The organism is Ramlibacter aquaticus, assembly GCF_015159745.1.
GTDB lineage: Bacteria > Pseudomonadota > Gammaproteobacteria > Burkholderiales > Burkholderiaceae_C > Ramlibacter > Ramlibacter aquaticus.
The window spans coordinates 1-15,185 of sequence record NZ_JADDOJ010000093.1; the positions used below are offsets into that span (position 1 = coordinate 1).

15 protein-coding genes are annotated in these 15,185 nt (G+C 65.3%); 13 read left to right on the forward strand and 2 right to left on the reverse strand.

Annotated features, from left to right (window positions below; genetic code table 11):
• The first annotated feature begins 69 nt into the window (after positions 1-69).
• Together IM725_RS17345 and IM725_RS17350 are read left to right on the forward strand one after the other, a co-directional pair.
• Complete coding sequence (locus tag IM725_RS17345) at positions 70-1,122, forward strand: GlxA family transcriptional regulator (protein WP_193781893.1); 1,053 nt, start codon at positions 70-72, stop codon at positions 1,120-1,122.
• 6 nt (positions 1,123-1,128) lie between these two features.
• Complete coding sequence (locus IM725_RS17350) at positions 1,129-1,767, forward strand: LysE family translocator (protein WP_193781894.1); 639 nt, start codon at positions 1,129-1,131, stop codon at positions 1,765-1,767.
• A gap of 36 nt (positions 1,768-1,803) precedes the next feature.
• Here the strand turns inward: IM725_RS17350 and IM725_RS17355 are convergent, their stop codons facing one another.
• Positions 1,804-2,679 (reverse strand): LysR substrate-binding domain-containing protein, encoded by an 876-nt coding sequence (locus IM725_RS17355; RefSeq protein ID WP_193781895.1) that lies wholly within the window; start codon positions 2,677-2,679, stop codon positions 1,804-1,806.
• 100 nt (positions 2,680-2,779) lie between these two features.
• Here IM725_RS17355 and IM725_RS17360 point away from each other — a divergent pair, with 100 nt between their 5' ends.
• The 11 genes from IM725_RS17360 to IM725_RS17410 all read left to right on the forward strand — a co-directional run bounded on the left by IM725_RS17360 (position 2,780) and on the right by IM725_RS17410 (position 14,132).
• Positions 2,780-3,358, forward strand: a complete 579-nt coding sequence (locus IM725_RS17360; RefSeq protein WP_193781896.1) for a DUF4865 family protein — start codon at positions 2,780-2,782, stop codon at positions 3,356-3,358.
• Between the two features lie 318 nt (positions 3,359-3,676).
• Entirely contained in the window at positions 3,677-4,597 is a 921-nt protein-coding gene (locus tag IM725_RS17365) for a Fe-Mn family superoxide dismutase (RefSeq protein WP_193781897.1), read from the forward strand.
• 69 nt (positions 4,598-4,666) lie between these two features.
• Complete coding sequence (locus IM725_RS17370; protein ID WP_193781898.1) at positions 4,667-5,641, forward strand: chromate resistance protein ChrB domain-containing protein; 975 nt, start codon at positions 4,667-4,669, stop codon at positions 5,639-5,641.
• A gap of 11 nt (positions 5,642-5,652) precedes the next feature.
• Complete coding sequence (locus IM725_RS17375; protein WP_193781899.1) at positions 5,653-6,834, forward strand: chromate transporter; 1,182 nt, start codon at positions 5,653-5,655, stop codon at positions 6,832-6,834.
• 237 nt (positions 6,835-7,071) lie between these two features.
• A complete protein-coding gene (locus IM725_RS17380) occupies positions 7,072-7,395 on the forward strand; it encodes a PepSY domain-containing protein (RefSeq protein ID WP_193781900.1) in 324 nt (107 codons plus the stop codon).
• A 74-nt stretch (positions 7,396-7,469) separates the two neighbouring features.
• Positions 7,470-8,456 carry a YncE family protein gene (locus IM725_RS17385; RefSeq protein WP_193781901.1) on the forward strand — a complete coding sequence of 329 codons (987 nt, stop codon included), beginning with the start codon at positions 7,470-7,472 and terminating at the stop codon, positions 8,454-8,456.
• 4 nt (positions 8,457-8,460) lie between these two features.
• Positions 8,461-9,495: a Cj0069 family protein gene (locus IM725_RS17390; protein WP_193781902.1), complete on the forward strand. Its 1,035-nt coding sequence runs from the start codon at positions 8,461-8,463 to the stop codon at positions 9,493-9,495.
• Positions 9,496-9,701: 206 nt separating this feature from the next.
• Positions 9,702-9,899: a response regulator gene (locus tag IM725_RS17395; RefSeq protein WP_193781903.1), complete on the forward strand. Its 198-nt coding sequence runs from the start codon at positions 9,702-9,704 to the stop codon at positions 9,897-9,899.
• Between the two features lie 139 nt (positions 9,900-10,038).
• Positions 10,039-10,629 carry a DUF1439 domain-containing protein gene (locus IM725_RS17400; protein ID WP_193781904.1) on the forward strand — a complete coding sequence of 197 codons (591 nt, stop codon included), beginning with the start codon at positions 10,039-10,041 and terminating at the stop codon, positions 10,627-10,629.
• Between the two features lie 68 nt (positions 10,630-10,697).
• Positions 10,698-11,714, forward strand: coding sequence for an alpha/beta fold hydrolase (locus IM725_RS17405; protein ID WP_193781905.1), 1,017 nt, complete (start codon positions 10,698-10,700; stop codon positions 11,712-11,714).
• Positions 11,715-12,071: 357 nt separating this feature from the next.
• Positions 12,072-14,132, forward strand: coding sequence for an RNA-directed DNA polymerase (locus IM725_RS17410; protein WP_193781906.1), 2,061 nt, complete (start codon positions 12,072-12,074; stop codon positions 14,130-14,132).
• 275 nt (positions 14,133-14,407) lie between these two features.
• On the opposite strand, the gene IM725_RS17415 is transcribed toward IM725_RS17410, so the two are convergent.
• Positions 14,408-14,983 carry an HNH endonuclease signature motif containing protein gene (locus IM725_RS17415; RefSeq protein ID WP_193781907.1) on the reverse strand — a complete coding sequence of 192 codons (576 nt, stop codon included), beginning with the start codon at positions 14,981-14,983 and terminating at the stop codon, positions 14,408-14,410.
• Positions 14,984-15,185 lie beyond the last annotated feature (202 nt).

The following is a 15,185-nucleotide window of genomic DNA, read 5'->3' on the forward strand; positions in this document are numbered from 1 at the left end:
AGCCCGGCCCGCCCGCCTGCCTCCCGGCTTCGACCACTTTGCGTGTTGCACACTTCATCCTGTTCGTCCATGCCGCATCCGATCGCCGTACTCGTATTCCCCGGCTTCCAGTTGCTAGACGCAGCAGGCCCCATGGCGGCCTTCGAAGCCGCCGGGCTCTATCGCGTTCGGGTCGTTGCACGCGACGCCGGCGTCGTTTGCAGCTCAGCGGGCGTGGGCTGGGTGGCCGCCCCACTGCCGCGCGTGTCGGAGTTGGGCACGCTGCTCGTGGCCGGGGGGACCGGGGTCGACTCGGCGATGGAAGATGCGGTCCTGCTTCGCTTCGTGCGGCGCGCGGTCGCTGCCGGGGTGCGCGTGGCCAGCGTGTGCTCGGGAAGCCTGTTGCTGGCGGCGGCCGGTGTTCTCGACGGCCGCACCGCGACGACCCACTGGGCGCGCACCAGCCAGTTCCAAAAGCAATTCCCGCGCGTGCGCCTGGACGCGGACCGCATCTACGTGCGGCAAGGAGCGATCTGGACCAGCGCGGGCGTCAGTGCCGGCATTGACCTTGCCGTTGCGATGATCGCCGATGACCACGGGCAGGACACGGCACGCGCGGTCGCACGCGAACTGGTCGTCTACTACCGGCGCCCGGGCGCCCAGTCGCAGATGTCCGCGCCCCTGGACCTCCAGGTCGGCCAGGACAGGATCGATCGGGTCATCGACCACATCAGGCGCCATCTCGGCCATCGCCTGGACGTGGAGGAACTGGCCGCAAAGGCCTGCCTGAGTCCACGCCATTTCGCCCGCGAGTTCCGAGCCAAGACGGGCGTCACACCAGCGAAGGCCGTGGAGAGCCTGCGCGTCGAAGCCGCGCGGGCCGCGCTTCAGGAAAGCCGCTCCTCCATGCCCAAAGTGGCGGCCGACTGCGGGTTTGGCACCATCGAGCGAATGCGGCGCAGCTTCGTGCGCCTGCTGGGCGTGTTGCCTTCCTCGGTGGCGCCCACACCCGGGCTTGCCAACGTGCGATCACCCGCAGCCAGGCGCAGACAGGTGAAGAGCGCGGCCGCCACCCCCGAGCCCGCCGGGCGTGTGCAACACACCGGCGTCGATTCCCGCGCTGCCGTGCGGCGGATGTCCTGACGAACCATGATCCCCATCGCCGACCTCGCCCTGTTCGCCGCGGCCGCCACGGCCATGGTGCTGACGCCCGGCCCCAACATGATCTACCTGGTTTCGCGCTCCATCTGCCAGGGGCGGCGCGCGGGCGTGGTCTCTCTGGCCGGCGTGATTGCCGGCTTCGTGGTTCACATGCTGGCGGCGGCTGCCGGGCTCACAACCGTGTTCATGGCCGTTCCGCTTGCCTACCAGGTCTTGAGGTGGGCCGGGGCGCTCTACCTCGTCTGGATGGCCTGGCAGGCGATCAGGCCAGGCGCCCGGTCCCCCTTCGAAGCGCAAGCGCTGGCGCCGGACTCCCCTGCGAGACTCTTCACGATGGGCTTCGCCACCAACCTCCTCAATCCCAAGATCGCCATCTTCTATCTGGCGATCCTTCCCCAGTTCGTCAGACCGGGTCACGGCTCCATCCTGGCCCAGAGCCTCCAGTTCGGCATGACGCAGATCGCAGTGAGCTTCACCGTGAACCTTGGCATCGTCCTGTCCGCCGCCGGCGTGTCGGTCTGGTTCAGCCGCAGGCCGGGCTGGCGGTCCGCACAGCGCTACATCATGGCCAGCGTGCTGGGCGGCCTGGCGCTGCGCCTTTTGCTCGAGCCGCGCAAAGTCCCGTAGACCGTACCCCGGCCTGCTGCGCCAGTGCAGGATCGCTCAGCCGGACACTGCAGCGCCGGCCTTGCGTTTCAGCGCCCGCCCCACCAGCGTCGCCAGCGCCTCGACGCTGGGCGACGCAGACGATCGCGGAGACACCAGGGACAGCGCCGTGGCGGGCAACGCAGGCAGCGCGAGCGTCTCGTCCACCTGCACCACATGGCGGGGCGCGCCCAGATCCATGCGCACAGTGACACCCACGCCAGCGGCAACCGCGGCCCACATCGCGGACACGTCGGCGGTGCTGAACGACAAGGCCCAGGCGATGCCCGAGCGCTCCAGCGCACGGATGGCGTCCGAGCGGTAGATGCAGGGCTCCTCCAGCAGGACCAGGGGCAGCGGTTGGCGCCGCTTCCACTGGAAATCCCTGCCCGCATACCAGTGCGAGTTGCGCTGGTGCGACAGCAGCGCGCGAGGGGCGCTGCCACGGGAAATCAGCAGGGCAAGGTCAAGCTCGCCCTTGCGTGCGAGCGCCGCGACGACCCGGTTGCGCTCTATGCAGGCGTGCACGCGCACCTGCGGGTGCGCCCGCCGGAACCGGTCCAGCGTGTGCACAAGCCGTGAAGCGGCGAAATCCTGTGGCATGCCAAAGCGAAGCTCGCCCGGCAGCGGGGCATCCCGAAGCGCTGCGAGGGCCTGCGACTCGGCCTTGAACAGGATCCTGGCGTGATGCAGAAGCACCTTGCCGGCTTCCGAGAGCTGCATGCCACGTGCACCGCGGTTGAAAAGCCTGTGGCCCAGTGTGCGCTCCAGCAAGGAGATCTGCAGGCTGACGGCCGACGGGGTTCGGCCGATCGCGTCACCCGCGGCCCCCAGCGTGCCTGCTTCCGCGAGCGCGACAAATGCACGCAGGGAGATGGGAAGGAGTTGCTGCATTGGTATGTGCCCCTGTGCGGCGTGTGCCCTTGAGGAATTCTAAAGGCTGGGTCCGACATAACTCGTGGGTCCACGCGGGCCGTTGCGGTAGGGTCTGTGCATGGACTTACTGCAATACAGCTTCACGCTCGACCCTGACCAGCCCATGCAAGCAATACGCGAGCGCGTGGCGGCAAAGCGGGATCTGGTGTGCACGCTCCCGGGCCTGCGGTGGAAGGCCTGGCTGATTTCCGAGCCCCTGCGCGGGAGGCCGCAGCCCAAAACCTATGCACCGCTCTACCTGTTCGAGGACACGCCGTCGATTCATTCCTTTCTGTGCGGCCCTATCTACAAAGGCGTGACGGACGCCTTCGGGTGGACCCGCCCCCACCAGGGCTATGCCATCACGCCGGGCGAAACGGAGATGTCGACCACGAGGTCATGTGCCCTGACGGTATCGACGCTGAACGACCATGAAACCCTGCGCGTCGCGCTGGAGGAGGCTGGCCGAGCCGTAGCCCTGCCTGCAGGTTCTGGAATCAAGAATGCATTCCTCGGAACATTCGCGCAGCTCGACATCGCCCGGATGCAGTTGCGCACCTACGCTTTCTGGGCCTGCGAGCCAGAAGCGCTTTCGCAACTGCGTTCCGACCTCATCTACGAGGTGGTCGATGTCTCGTTTCCGCGGGAATCGCCTTGACACAGCGCCAGGGCCCAGGCGTTTTGCTCGGATCGCCAGGAATTCATCCGCCCCAGCAACGAACTTCCACTTGGGTCATCAGGGCAGCTCCATTGCGCAGAACTCGATACGACACGGCCGGATGGCAGGAACTGCAGCTGATTCGGCATTGCCGGCAGACGGGGTCACCGCCAATGATGAGACACGCCTGCGCTTTCGGAAAGCCATCGAACGGATCGTTCGAAGAGCTTTGTGAGCCGGTGCATTGCTCCCGCAGTGCTCGGCCTGGTGGTTTCCGCCTTGGCGCCCTACCCATGAACACAACGGAATGAGGACACCATGGACCTGAGACTGAAACCCCTGACATTCGATGAAAGCAAGCTCGACGGCCTGTCGCGAGAGCTTGTTGTCAGCCACCGTGACAACAACTACGCAGGGGCTGTGAGGCGGCTGGGCGCCATCCGCGAACGATTGGGCGAACTCGACTGGGGCAGCGCCCCCTCTTTCGTCATCAACGGCCTGAAGCGAGAAGAGCTGATCGCCGCCAATTCTGCCTGTCTGCACGAGCTCTACTTCGATGCGCTCGGCGGCGACGGCGTGCTGCCGTCCTGTGGCCTCTCGGTCGCGTTGATGCGCGACTTCGGCTCGGTCGATCAGTGGCACGCCGAGTTCACTGCGCTCGCCAAGGCGATGGGCGGAGGCTCCGGTTGGGCCATCCTCGCGTGGTCTTCCCGCGAGGGCCGACTCGTCACCCACTGGGCGGCGGACCACGCCCACCTGCTCGCCGGTGCGACCCCGGTGCTTGCGCTGGACATGTACGAGCACGCGTATCACATGGATTTCGGCGCCGACGCGGCCTTCTATGTCGACGTGTTCATGAAGAACATCCGCTGGGACGCCGTATATCGCCGATATGGTGCGGCGGTGGCCGGCGACGCGGTGCCGCTTGGCGTGGGGATCGGTGCGGTCGACCCGTCCACCGCACGCGTCATCGACGTGAGACGCGCCGAGGACTTTGCGGCGGCGAGCGACATGCTGGCAGGTGCGTCCTGGTACGACCCGGCGCAGCTGGATCGGTGGACCGGGGAGGTCGATGTGACCCAGCCCGTGTTCGTCTATTGCCTCAAGGGGCTGGACATCGGCCGCTCGACGGCACTGTCGCTGCGTGCGCGAGGTTTCGATGTGCGCTACCTGAGCGGTGGTATCGAAGCGTGGAAGGCGGCCGGCAAGCCACTGCAGGCTGCGGCAGTGCCGTCTTGATGGGGATCCCCAGAACGCAAGCGCATCCGTTATCTTGTCGCGATAGCAACAGACCGTTATGATGTCTACATGCTATCTGCTCATGCACGCGTTTGGGCTCTTTTGATCGTCAGCCTGCCGACGTCTTCAAGTACGGCCCGGATGCGTGTCTGGCGGGGCCTGAAGGCCATGGGCGCCGTCGCGCTGCGCGATGGCGCCTACCTGCTGCCTGACGATCCAACGCGGGAGGAAGGCCTGCGCGAACTCGGTGACGAGTGCATTCGCGAAGGCGGTGCGGCCTGGCTGATGGCCGTGCACTCGCGCAGCGCAGACGAAGAGGCCGCCTACAGGCAGCTCTTCGACCGCTCCGACGAGTATTCAGCGCTGCGCGCGGGCTGGAAGGAGGCGACGAGGGAGATGGCAGGCTTGTCAGCCAGTGCGCTGACACGCCTGCAGCGCCGGCTCACGCGTGAATTCGAGGCAGTTCGCGGTATCGACTTCTTCCCGGGCGACGCAGCGGCCGAGGCCGACGCAGCCTGGCAAGAGCTGAACCGAAGGATCGCGCAGCTTCTGTCGCCGGACGAGCCCCATGAAGTGCAGGCGACCGTCCAGCGGCTGGATCCCCACGAGTACCGCGGGCGCACGTGGGCGACTCGCCGTCGCCTGTGGGTCGATCGCGTCGCGAGCGCGTGGCTGATCCGCAAGTTCATCGATCCCGAGGCGAGCTTCCTGTGGCTGGAGCGGCCGTCCGACTGCCCCGAACAGGCACTGGGCTTCGACTTCGATGGGGCCACTTTCACGCATGTGGGTGACCGGGTGACTTTCGAGACGCTCCTTGCCAGCTTCGGCCTCGAGGAAGACCCGGGTCTCCTGAAGCTCGGGAGCCTGGTCCATCAACTCGATGTCGGCGGCGAGCCCGTCGCAGAGGCAGCTGGCTTCGAGGCCATGCTGGCCGGTGCCCGCGAACGCCTGGACGGCGACGATGCGCTTCTCGCGGAAGTCTCCGGCGTGCTGGACTCGCTCTACGCACATTACACCCGCGCTGCCGCGCGCTCCTCGAAGTGAAAGACCCTGCGATGACACTTAGCCCGGGCGATGAAATGCGGGATCGGGCGACCTACACCCTGTGGCAGCTGGTGCGCTACATGCTGGGCCTGGGCACCTGGGGCTTTGGCGGGCCCGTGGCACTCGTGGGCTACATGTTCCGCGACCTTGTCGAGAGACGGACGTGGATCTCGGAGGCCGACTACAAGGAGGGCATGGCGATCGCGCAGCTCATGCCCGGTCCACTCGCCGCACAGCTGGCCATCTACCTGGGATATGTGCACTACAGGGTCCGCGGAGCGACGCTGGCCGGCCTGGCGTTCGTGCTGCCGTCGTTCGTGATGGTGGTGGCCCTGGGCGCGCTCTACACGACCTATGGCGGCCTCGGCTGGATGCAGGCTGTCTTCTACGGGGTGGGCGCTGCCGTGATCGGCATCATCACCATGAGTGCCTGGAAACTGACGACCAAGAACATCGGCAAGGACAGGCTGCTCTGGGCGATCTTCCTCGCCAGCGCGGTCGTCACCGTCGTGACCCAGTCCGAATCGCTCTGGATGTTCCTGGGCGCCGGCGTGCTGACCTGGCTCTGGCGCGCGCCCCCGAAGTTCCTGCGCGGCGGGGTGACGCGTGCCACCGCCGTGCCACTCCTGGCAGGGTTCGCCCTCGACGCCATCGATCCCCACAAGCTCGCCCAGATCGGGGCCTACTTCGCCTACGCAGGCAGTTTCGTCTTCGGCAGCGGTCTGGCCATCGTGCCCTTCCTCTACAGCGGGGTCGTCAAGGAATACGCCTGGCTGACGGACCGGCAGTTCCTGGACGCGGTGGCGGTGGCCATGATCACGCCCGGTCCGGTCGTCATCACCACGGGCTTCATCGGCTTCCTCGTGAACGGCTTCTGGGGCGCCGCGGTCGCTGCAATCGCAACCTTCCTGCCCTGTTACCTGCTCACCATCCTGCCGGCGCCGTACTTCAAGAAGCACGGCAAGCGCCCGGCCATCGTCGCCTTCATCGACGGCGTGACAGCCGCCGCGATCGGGGCAATCGCCGGTGCCGTGGTGGTGATTGGCCAGCGATCGATCACAGACTGGCTGACTGCCCTGATCGCGGTGGTGACTGCAGTGGTCCTGTGGCGCTTCAAGAAGTTGCAGGAGCCGGTGGTGGTACTGACGGCAGCTGTGGTGGGCCTCATCGCCTATCCGCTGATGCGGCCCTGATTCGTGCGAGGCGCCGGGTGCGGCGCCTCGCCCTGGCGCGACAGGCCTTGAGCCTGCGCGCGCGCCTCCCGAGGCGCACATCGCGGCGGCGAGTCTGCCGTGAGGGCAAGCGCAAGGCCCGGCCCGGCGCGACGGGCCCTGCGAGCCAGGTGTTGCACAGTCTTTTGGCCGCAGGCCATGCCGATGCCCACGGCCACTCGTGCAGCCCAGCGCGCCTGTTCAGTCAGGGAGCATCACATGAAAAGCATCAAGCAGCGAACGGGCTTCGCCATTGCCGTCCTCATCGGGACACTGGAACTCTGCAGCCCCAGTCGGGCCGCACCGCCAGCCGACAAGCCCAAGGGCGAACCGGTCGCTATGGAGCAGGTGCCGAAAGCCGTGAAGAAGACCCTCATGGCCCAGGCGCCTGGCGGCAGCGTCAGCGCTGTCGAACGCGTCCAGGTCGATGGCCAGTGGTTGTACGAGGCGCATGTCGAGTCGCAGGGCGCCAAGCATGAGGTCTGGATCGCCCAGGACGGGAAAGTCGTCCCCAGCAAGGAGAAGGACGACGACGACGATTGACACCTGAGCACCCCCGTCCGGCCTTCGGATTGATGGGCCGGACGGGCCAGGCTCAAGCCATCCCGCGCTCTGCCATGAAAGTTCTCGTCATGCTGCCTTCCCGTCGCCTCGTTGGGTTCGTGCACACTCTCGCGGCGGCGACGTTCGCAGTCGCCGCGCACGCCGCCCCCCTTGAAGCCGCAGGAACTATCGCGCTGCCCAGCGTCGAGGGTCGCCTCGATCACCTGGCTATCGACCTTGCAGGCCGCACGCTCTATGTCGCTGCACGCAGCGCCGGATCGGTCGAGGCAGTGGATCTGGCGCAAGGAAAGTACCTGGGACGCACGGCGCGCAGCGATGAGCCGCAGGGACTTGCATTCGAACCCACGCGCCGGTGGCTCCTCATCGCCAGCGGGGGAGGCACCCTCCAAGCCCTGAGAGATGGGCGGGCGCAACACTCCGTCGAGGGGCTGCCCGATGCCGACAACCTACGGATCAATTCCGGCGAATCGGAACTCCTGGCCGGCTACGCCTCGTCTCTGGCAGTGCTCGATCTCAACACCCTGACCGTGCTGCGCCACACCGCCCTCCCGGGTCATCCGGAGGCCTTCGAGTCCGAGGGGCGCCGGACTTTCGTGAACGTTCCGGAGGTGGGCGCCGTCGTCGTGGTCGATCGTGCCACCGGGAAGGAGCAGGCGCGGTGGTCCCTCCGGCCACTGGCGGGCAACTATGCCATGGCGCTGGACGCACTCCACCACCGGCTCTTCGTGGCTACGAGGCAGCCGGCCGTATTGGTGGCCATGGACACCCGCACGGGTGCACAGCTGCAACGCCTCGCGCTGTGCAGCGACGCCGACGACCTCTTCTTCGACGCCCAGCGTTCCCGGGTGTATGCCGTCTGCGGCGCGGGGGCTGTGGACGTCGTCGATGCCAGCCCTGGCGGTCCGCTGCAGCTTCTTCAGCGGGCCCTCACATCGCCCGGCGCCCGCACCGGGCTTTTCGTGCCTCAGACCCGCCAACTCTACGTCGCGGCACCACGTCGAAAAAGCTCTGCGGCCATCCTCATCTTTCGAGTCGAGTGAAACCATGCCCACACCCTCCGTCGCCCTGTTGTACCCCGGTGATCGCGCAGCCCGCGACCGTTCCGATCCCGGCGAGAGCCGGTTTTCACAGCTGTTCGAGGCCTTCGCATCGGCAGGCATCCCGGCAAGCCCAGCCGTCTATCACGACGACTTCGAAGGCGAGGTGGAAGCCCAACTGCGGGAAGTGAGGCTGGTGCTCGTCTGGAGCAACCCCATCGAAGGCGGGCGGACGCGTGCCCGCCTGGACGCCATGCTGCGGCGCATTGCGGATGGCGGGGTCATGGTCAGCACGCACCCGGACACGATCCTGAAGCTCGGCACCAAGGACGTTCTCTTCGAGACCCGCGACCTTCCCTTTGGCAGCGACGTGCATTGCATCGATTCCCTGGCACAGATGGAAGAGGAGTTGCCGGCCCGCCTACGCCAAGGCGCCCGCGTGCTGAAGCAGCACCGCGGACACAGCGGTATCGGCGTGTGGCGAGTCGAAGCTGTCGACTCGACGCTGACCGCCATGAAGGTCCGTCATGCGCAGCGTGGCTGCATGGAAGAGACGCTGACTTGGCCGGAGCTTGCCGAACGCATGTCTCCCTACTTCGAGGCGGTGAACGGCGGGCACATGATTGACCAGGAATGGCAGCCGCGCCTGGTGGAAGGCATGGTCCGGGCGTACCTGGTCGAGGACCGCGTCGCGGGCTTCGGCGTCCAGTCAGTGAACGCGCTCTTTCCCGCAGAGCCGGGCGGCGCGCCACCGGCACCAGGCCCGCGGCTTTATCACGCTGCCGATCTGCCGCAATTCCAGGAACTCAAACGCTTGCTCGAAGACCGCTGGGTTGAACTTTTGCGTCAGCGCGTGAGGCTGTCTCGTGGCCGACTTCCGCTGCTCTGGGACTGCGATTTCATGCGGGGACAGCGCTCAAGCGCAGGTCCAGAACGCTTCGTGCTCTGCGAGATCAACGTCAGCAGCGTCTCCCCGTTCCCTCCTTCTGCGGTCGGGCCACTTGTGGGCGCAGTGCAAAGACGGCTTCAGGCTGGAGAGTGATTCCGGCCGTCCACGACGTCCCCCAGACGCGGTACGTTTGGACCGCTCGTCCCGGCATTTGACTTTCATGTTAATAACAAACACATGCGGAGATCATGCGGCCCGTGATGTGAGCTGAACGGTAGGCCACGTCCTACAGACGCCCTCATGGGGACTACAGACAATGGCCCCCCCGGCCCGAGGCCTACAGACGACCGAGCGAATCTGTGCGACGCTACGCGCAGCGCAAGGGCCTGGTGGCGATGCCGGCGGTTGCGCTGACGGCCTTTGCCCGGGAGGAGGACCGCCGCAGGGCGCACGAGGCGGGGTTCGACGCTCACCTCACCAAGCCGCTCCAGCCCCACGCGCTGGTGGCGGCCGTGCTGTCGGTCGTGCGGCCCAGGGCCGGCGCGAATCCCCACTGAGCGGCTGGCCCAGCAGCCCGGCCCCGCGCGAAATTCCTTCCCGGGCTGAGGCGCCGGCTGCGCCCGGCTTCTGGCGAGGCGCGAACCTTGGTTGCACCTGAATTCAGCGGTGCCCGCAGCCGCCCGGCAGAATGAGCGAGTGGACCGCCGCCTCTTCATGATCACCCTGGCTGCCGGCGTGGCGGCCTCCTCGCACGCAGAGGAGGCCGGTCCTCGCTACAAGCTCTCGGCACGGCAGCTCAGCGCCGACCTGGCGGCCCGCTTTCCGGTCCGACTGGGCATCCCAGGCCTGGCCGAACTCGTGCTGCGATCACCCGAACTGCTGCTGCGGCCGAGCCGCAACAGGGCGGGCGCCTCGCTGCTGGCAGAGGCTTCCGGCAGCGCGCTGGGCCCCTTGCCGCCCGGCCGGCTCGACCTGCTCTTCGCCCTGCGCTACCAGGCGCAGGACCGAACCCTGCGCGCCGTGCAGCCGGAACTCGCGCGACTCGATGTCCCGGGACTGGCTCCCCAGGCGCAGCGGGGCCTCCAGGACCTGGTGATGCCATGGGTGCAAACGCTGGACGCTGCGCTGGTGCTTCACCGCTTCAGCGCGCAGGAACTCGGCCTGACCGATGCGATGGGTTTCACCCCCGCGCGCCTGCGCGTGGAAGAGGACGGCGTGGCGCTGGAGTTCCAGCCCAAGCGCGATCTTTGGGGCGCCGGCCCACCCCAGGCGGGCGAAGGCCAGTGAACGCGGGCGGCCTGCAGGCTGCCAGCCCGGCGGGTATGCTGCCTGCTTCGCGTTCGACGGATCCCCCCATGACCGACTTCCCCACCCAATCGGGCGTCTTCTCCCTGGGCGACTGGCCGCTGCAGTCCGGCGCCGTGCTGCGCAACGCACGGATGAGCTGGAAGTCGTTCGGCACCCTGGCGCCCGGGCGTGACAACGTGATCGTGTACCCGACCAGTTTCTCCGCCCAGCACAGCGACATCCAGTGGCTGATCGGCCCCGAGGGCGTGCTCGACCCGACCCGCTGGTTCATCGTCATCCCGGACATGTTCGGCAACGGCCTGTCCTCCAGCCCCTCCAACGACGACGCGTACCCGGCGCTGGTGACCGCCGGCGACAACGTGCGGGCCCAACAGCATTTCCTGCGGCAGCAGTTCGGCATCGAGCACGTGGCGTGCGTGTACGGCTGGTCCATGGGCGGGCAGCAGGCCTATCACTGGGCCGCGCTCTTCCCGGACCAGGTGGAGCGCGCCATCGTCTGCTGCGGCAGCTCGCGCACCGCACCGCACAACCAGGTGTTCCTGCGTGGCCTGCGCTCTGTGCTCGAAGCGGCCCCCGAATACGCGGGCGCAGGCCGCTTCCGCGCGAAGCCGGAGGCCACGCTGAAGGCCTTCGGCCGCATCTACGCCGGCTGGGCCTTGAGCCAGGAGTTCTACCGGAAAGGCCTGTACCGCACCGCGTTCGGCGCCGCCGATCTCGAGGACTATCTCACTACGAACTGGAACGTGCGGTACGCGCACCGCGACGCGGCCAACCTGCTGGCGCACATCGCGACCTGGGACCAGGCCGACATCAGCGACTGTGACGCGTACGGCCGCGACCTGCCCACGGCCCTGCGGGCGATACGCGCGCGCGTGCTGCTGCTCCCGGGCGAGACGGACCTGTATTTCCGCGTGGCCGACAACGCGCTGGACCTGCCGCACCTGCGCGACGCAGAGCTGGTGCCCATCCCGAGCATCTGGGGGCACATCGCCGGCAACCCGCAACGCAACCCCGAAGACGCGGCCTTTCTGCGCCAGCAGGTGCAGCGCTGGCTGGCGCGCTGAGCGGGAAGGCGGGGCTGGGGCCGCTGTAAGGGCACTGCCCTGCATGACGGCAGTGTTTGGCCGGAAGCGGACGTTGACCTGGTGTGAGGGGCCAAAGAATGAATGTCTGCTTCAGACTGCTTGCGGGCTTTACCCATTCGTCCGCCGAGCGGCAGCTAAATGCCACGAAGCAGACAAGAAGTCCTCGCGGACAGCTAGTCGCTCAACTGCGAGGGCGCGGACGTTACCATGTCATGCAAAGTTGACGCAGCACGGTGGGCTGGCCGTGTCTGGACGCTCTGGTCGCAAACGGAGCGCTCCGATGACCAGTAAAGCCTTCACCCGCGTTAAGACGCTTTGCAAAAGGAAACGCTCGTTATGCCGTTCCCGAAGTCTGCCGCGCGTCTAGAGAATCTGCAGCGTGCGTGGCAGTGGATTCGCTCGAATCCGGATCGGACGTACAAATCACACTTCCGGGAGCTCTACTCGGCCTACGCGACTGCAGACGGAGCCCTGCTGAAGCACCTGAAAGATCGACTTGATCGAAGCATCTTTGAGCCGTCCGACGCATGCAAGCTTTTCCTGCCGAAGCCTTCTGGCATCCTGCGTCCCTACACGCTGCTGGGCATCGAGGACCAGATCGTGTATCAGGCGATGGCCAATATTGTCGCTGAGCGACTGCACCCGCGCGTCAGAAGCAAGTACAACCGCCAGGTGTTCGGTCACCAGTACGCAGGAGCGACGAGCCTGTGGTTCTACCGCCGTTGGACCGATGGTTACAAGGCCTTCAACAAGGCTGCTGAGACGGTATTTGCGAACGGCTACACGTGGACAGCAAGCTTTGATCTAACGGCTTTTTACGACAGCATTGATCACAACGTGCTGCGCCACATGCTCAAGGAAATTGGCCTTGGTCATGACTTCTGCATGGAGCTGACTCGGCTTCTGAACAAGTGGACGGCGACGACGACCCAGATCTATCACGACCACGGCATCCCGCAGGGGCCGTTGAGCTCGGGGCTTATTTCCGAAGCAGTGCTCAAGCACTTCGACGACAACTTCCGCACCCGTTTCGACGTCAAGTACTTCCGGTACGTCGATGACATCCGCCTCTTCGCCAAGAGCGAGGAGCACTTGCGGCATGCACTAGTCTCACTTGACCGACTGAGTAAGGACGTGGGCTTGTTTCCGCAGTCGGGGAAGATCGACATCCACCAGGTGACGGACATCCGAGACGAGTTGAAGTCTGTTAGCTCGCCTGTAGAAACCGTGTTGAGCGGACCGGAGCCCGATCAGGCAGGTATCCGACGCAGGCTCGCTGAACTAGCTCCGCGCGAAGGTGGCTATCGCGTGTCGAACTCGACCCGATTCAAGTTTCTGCTGGCGAAGGCAGATCCGTCGCTTCGTGTGCTTGACCGCCTCTGGCGTGTCTTCGAGCATGCGCCGCACTACTACCCCCAAGTCTCAGCCTACCTGCAGAAGTTTCGGTCCGTGCCCGACAAGCATGCTGATCGGCTGCTCGGCCACATTCAGACGCAGGACCTCTACCCGGCGATCCGGGCCAGCTTAGTGACGGCAGCGGATGGTCGTCTATCGACGTCACGCACCGGGCGCTTGCGCTCTTCCCTGAAAAAGCTGTGGGCGCCGCGAACGAGTACGCCAGAGCTGACCTCGGCCTTGTGGAGCGCGCTGCACCGCCTATCGCATTTGACCGAGCGGCAGGCTGACTATGCGCTGCTCTATTCCCGAACACGTTGGCTGCGGACGCGGTTGCATTTCGGCATGCCTTGGTTTGAGATCGCCAAAAGCCGGCGGGACCGACTTTTGAACATCTCGATGAGAAGCAATGAGGCTGATGTGGCCCTGACAGCGGCATGGCTTGCGGCTCTGCTGGATTGCGATGTTCGAAAGCCAGTCCGGGACATTCATCCGCTGGCCAAGATCGTGCTGCGTGAAAACGGTAAGTTGCGCCGTGCTGATACCAAGGTGTGTGGGATCCGACAGGCGCTGCACGAGATGACAGGCATGGACCTCGCGGTCAACTGGCGGAAGTTCTTCGGCAAGAACTATCGTCACGCCGAGTCCAAGATCGTAGCCTGCAAGGGTTACTTCAAGACGAACCCGACTGCTTGGGTCAGCATGCTCGACGTCTTCAACGACCTCCTGGTTGATGACCTATTTAGGCGCGATGGCAAGATTGGCAACCGGAACTTAGGAAACTTTGGTGGTGTGATCGGCAACAAGGCCTTAATGGCGAAGTTCCCGAAGACGTATGCCTACGTCTTGGCAGTTCACACCAAGCGCGGCGAAGGAGAACTCGCTCACCCGATCGTGAAGGCTACGAAGGCACCGACCGGGCGCATTCCATTCAAATGGCTGAAAACTGGGAGCAAGCTCATGAGCGCTGCATTGGCCGAGATCAAGGCTGAAGGGTACTGAGAGAAAATTTTTAGCGACGGCGATGCTGCATGTGCACGGGTAACGCACCTCGCGTAGTTGGGAAGGAGGTGGGCCGAGGTGGCAGGAACTCTGCTCATCGCCGCGCTGGTGCGCGTGTCAGCTTTTGGCGAACGTGGGCGCTCGGGCGAGTGATCGGGAGATGCGCCTATCGCTGCGAAGAAGTCAGCTGGGAGCGGGAGGGGCCGGATCTCCGCTTCCGACCCAAGTCAGACATCGCATATCGTTGGCGCTCTGCTTGAGCGAGGGGCTGCGTCTCAGCGTTGCCTACGAGCTTCGGCTTCTGCCAGCAGACGCAACTTCTTCGCGTGCGCTTCTGCCTCTTCAAGCAAGTTAAGAACTCGTTCGAGGTTCTTGGTATGCAGCGTCCAGTGGTCCTCTTCTGCCAGCGCTGCGTAATCAATGCGTACCGGCTTGCTCCACTGTTCAAACTCTTCAAGCCGCGCGATCCTTTCCGATATTCCTTGGACTCCTCGGGTAGACGGAGATTGCGCCGCTGAACCAAGCATCCAGCCCTTCCAGTCCTTATTTCCTCGAGACTGATTGCATTTTCCGCAAGCCGGGACAAGGTTGGCGATCTCGGTGATGTAGCCCGTCGGCTTGCGATCTTTCACCACTGCGCGAAAGTGATCCCACTCGGACTTCTTGTCACCACAGTAGGCACAAACGCATGCACCTCGCCGCATACCCAGGACCGCAAGCGCCTCGTCGACTTCAGCTTCGCTTGGCTCGATGTATGGAGTGAGCGTTGTGAAGAACAGGCCGGTGAGTGTTGAACGACGGCCAGTGAGTTTGGGCGGCTTTCCTGGCGGGTTGAAATCAGGGTGCGACATTTCGTGACGCCTAAGGTCGGAGTTGGCCGGCGCGCGGGGGGCGACTGAGCAGCGCGCACGCAAGCAACTGTGCGGCCGTGTCGAATGATGGGATGGACTCCTCTCGTTTTTCGCGTCCAAATGGCGCACTGGTCTTCATTGGCGTGGGGATCAGGTCTTCAACGAAAGGAGTCCGACATGAATGCTACAACCGTCGCCGTCG

What these genes read in the sequence shown, in the direction of transcription:
- IM725_RS17415 (WP_193781907.1), bottom strand. Translation starts at nt 14,983, where the DNA reads ATGTCGCACCCTGATTTCAACCCGCCAGGAAAGCCGCCCAAACTCACT.
- IM725_RS17410 (WP_193781906.1), top strand. Translation starts at nt 12,072, where the DNA reads ATGCCGTTCCCGAAGTCTGCCGCGCGTCTAGAGAATCTGCAGCGTGCG.
- IM725_RS17385 (WP_193781901.1), top strand. Translation starts at nt 7,470, where the DNA reads ATGAAAGTTCTCGTCATGCTGCCTTCCCGTCGCCTCGTTGGGTTCGTG.
- IM725_RS17345 (WP_193781893.1), top strand. Translation starts at nt 70, where the DNA reads ATGCCGCATCCGATCGCCGTACTCGTATTCCCCGGCTTCCAGTTGCTA.
- IM725_RS17390 (WP_193781902.1), top strand. Translation starts at nt 8,461, where the DNA reads ATGCCCACACCCTCCGTCGCCCTGTTGTACCCCGGTGATCGCGCAGCC.
- IM725_RS17350 (WP_193781894.1), top strand. Translation starts at nt 1,129, where the DNA reads ATGATCCCCATCGCCGACCTCGCCCTGTTCGCCGCGGCCGCCACGGCC.
- IM725_RS17360 (WP_193781896.1), top strand. Translation starts at nt 2,780, where the DNA reads ATGGACTTACTGCAATACAGCTTCACGCTCGACCCTGACCAGCCCATG.
- IM725_RS17405 (WP_193781905.1), top strand. Translation starts at nt 10,698, where the DNA reads ATGACCGACTTCCCCACCCAATCGGGCGTCTTCTCCCTGGGCGACTGG.
- IM725_RS17380 (WP_193781900.1), top strand. Translation starts at nt 7,072, where the DNA reads ATGAAAAGCATCAAGCAGCGAACGGGCTTCGCCATTGCCGTCCTCATC.
- IM725_RS17355 (WP_193781895.1), bottom strand. Translation starts at nt 2,679, where the DNA reads ATGCAGCAACTCCTTCCCATCTCCCTGCGTGCATTTGTCGCGCTCGCG.
- IM725_RS17365 (WP_193781897.1), top strand. Translation starts at nt 3,677, where the DNA reads ATGGACCTGAGACTGAAACCCCTGACATTCGATGAAAGCAAGCTCGAC.
- IM725_RS17375 (WP_193781899.1), top strand. Translation starts at nt 5,653, where the DNA reads ATGACACTTAGCCCGGGCGATGAAATGCGGGATCGGGCGACCTACACC.
- IM725_RS17370 (WP_193781898.1), top strand. Translation starts at nt 4,667, where the DNA reads ATGCTATCTGCTCATGCACGCGTTTGGGCTCTTTTGATCGTCAGCCTG.